The sequence below is a fragment of the Citrobacter sp. wls716 genome, assembly GCF_005280975.1.
GTDB lineage: Bacteria > Pseudomonadota > Gammaproteobacteria > Enterobacterales > Enterobacteriaceae > Citrobacter > Citrobacter youngae.
Genome location: NZ_SZWX01000034.1, coordinates 1 through 2,475, shown reverse-complemented (window position 1 = coordinate 2,475; position 2,475 = coordinate 1). Strand labels below are relative to the sequence as shown.

General features: G+C 44.8%; 1 protein-coding gene and 1 pseudogene. Both read right to left on the bottom strand.

The genetic code is table 11. The annotated features are described in order from the left end of the window. Positions 1-69 precede the first annotated feature (69 nt). Positions 70-1,782 (bottom strand): T6SS effector BTH_I2691 family protein, encoded by a 1,713-nt coding sequence (locus FDX24_RS11990; protein ID WP_305764199.1) that lies wholly within the window; start codon positions 1,780-1,782, stop codon positions 70-72. After that, positions 1,728-2,475: pseudogene (locus FDX24_RS23710) on the bottom strand (hypothetical protein); the annotation flags it as partial. The gene FDX24_RS11990 and the pseudogene FDX24_RS23710, both read right to left, overlap by 55 nt.

Below are 2,475 nucleotides of genomic sequence, written 5' to 3'. Positions count from 1 at the left end.
GGATATAGGCCCGGGGCATATCGGCAAACAGTTCGTCATCTTCTGTCATAGTATTTCGCTGCTCCACAATTAAACCACAACAGGGACTTCCGGCTCATCATAGATAATAAATGGCCAGTAAATTATTGGTTTCCCAAGTTGTGGTTTTCTACCTGAAGATAATTGACGTAAGCTTTCTTGCAGTGAATTTCGGGTCTCATCAATAAATATATTGATTCTTTCCGGAGAATAACTGTCGATATCAATCGAACAATCATCACCAAACAAGCCATTCTCAATCCACGATTGTAACGCATCACGTGAATAATATTCCGTCAGAATATATTCAGCGACCATCAATAACAGGGCCACCTCCCACGAGGCCAACAGCCCCACCCATTCAACGCCTAATATTGTTAATTGAGGCGCAGCTGACCTCCCCAGCCATACGGCTAATTCCCCTTCAGCGGTATCCCAGCCAAAGCGTTCAATCAGCACCGTCATCAATTTTCCTTCCGCTTTGGCAATAATGGCGACATCACTAAGAGTCTTGACTGAATATAAGCCGGTAAATGCCCATTTTTTACTGGAATTCGGTAAATTAACTTTATTCAATAATGTTGAAATATCTAACCCCAGCGAAAGGCCCGCACTTATCAACGAGCATCCTGCGCCAAACATTTTCATGTAGTGGAGACTATTTTTCTCTTTAAGAATGACCTCCGTCGCAGGGGTTGCAATATCAATTACCCCGCTCGCCGTTGCCGATATTGCGCTGATTACCTTCGCGTAATCAGCAGGTTGATTGTTAAAGTTATCGAGTTGGTTATACAGTTCGACCACATTGAAAAATAAAACAAAAATTCTAATACTGGTTACCGCGTAACCAGAAGATCCCGCAGGCTGGCCAAGATAATCTGCATACGCTTTTTCAAGTGCGGCATATTTCTTACTCGCCCCCCGGAGAAGATCGGCCCGGATGGCTCTTTGCGAGCCGTAAAAAACAGTGCCGACAATGTAAGCCCTGCGTTCCGTGGCCCAACCAAAATATTTGCTGAACAATGTTTTGGTTTCTAACCCTGACTTTCCGGAAGATAGCGAGAAAAGGGTTCGAACAATAAGGTCATTCATAGTATTGAGAACAGGTCCAATCCGTGATACGGAAAAAAACCTGGCCCCTACGGTTGCCATGTGCTGGTCCATTTGATACAGCACTCTTTTCGAGAATACGACATTGCCAGCCAGTGGTTTTGAAATTTCACTCGTTGCCTTTTCAAAACCTTTAAATATTTTATTAAGTTTAGCGCCATTCTTCTCAAAAAAGTAGAGCACATCATTTTCAGAAACCGGAGAAATACTACACTGGTGCAAACTAGCCAATAACGGCTCCACATCTGCCATGATCTCTGGATTATTATAAAAATGTGTTCTCCAGACGAGATTAGCTTCACTTTTCGTAGTATATGCGTCTATCCAGTCATCCAGTAATTTTACACCTGATGGCGACTCACCAAGACCAGCCATTGCGAAGGCAGCAATTTCACGATAGTTCGCATTATCAACAGGATCGTTAGAGAAAAAATCCTGTAATATTGTTATAAATAACGAAGCCTGTAACCATTCACAACGATAGCTAATCAGCTTAGTGAGCTGTTTATCAATTTTTGGTGTTAGTTCAGCACAACATTGATTAAAAGAGTCCCATTTACTCTGATTGATCATTCGGGCATATTTAGACCAATCATTAGCTACCTGTTGTTTTTTATAAACTTCGTTTTGTTTTCCTTTACCTGCTTTTCGAATTCTTCGCGAGTTAGTATATCCTTCGGGTCTGTACCTTTAGATTTCTCATTCTGGACATACATATCATAAGAATAATCCATTGCCGGAGGAGAAATATATGTTTCCTGCGGTAATTCAGCAAGTTGGGCTGCAACATTCTGTTCCGAGCTTTTGTTAACAATCTCCTTAACTCCGTTAATTAGACTCTGGGTACAGAACTCCAGGGCGCGTTCTTCACCAAATATCTTCGCCATCGCCAGGACATCATTCGTCCATCCCGTCAGCTCATGCGTTATCCCTGCTGCATCATGCAACGCCATCAGCAACGGTGTCACGGGGGAACCGTCTGGCTTCACACCCCGTTCCTTCATCTGCCGGATTGTATTTCCGGCCACTCCGTTCTTCCACGGATACAATGTCTCCTGCGGCCCCGGCTCTTTGACTATGGCATAGCGTTCACTCACACACTGGCTGACGCGGATTTTAGTATGGGTGCCATACGGTAACAGCATTGCCGGACTCAGATGGCTGCCCTGCGCCGGGATGTAATCCAGAACCCTGGCGAGATTTGCTGTGGTTGCCTCTGTTATTTGCTGTGAAGCCTGGGGCGCCGTCCAGTTTGAGGAACTCAGGCGCTGCATTCTGCGCTGCCGTTGACCGTCATCGCCCGCGTAACGCTCCAGCGTTTTTTCCGTCCAGGGACACTGCGTGAAT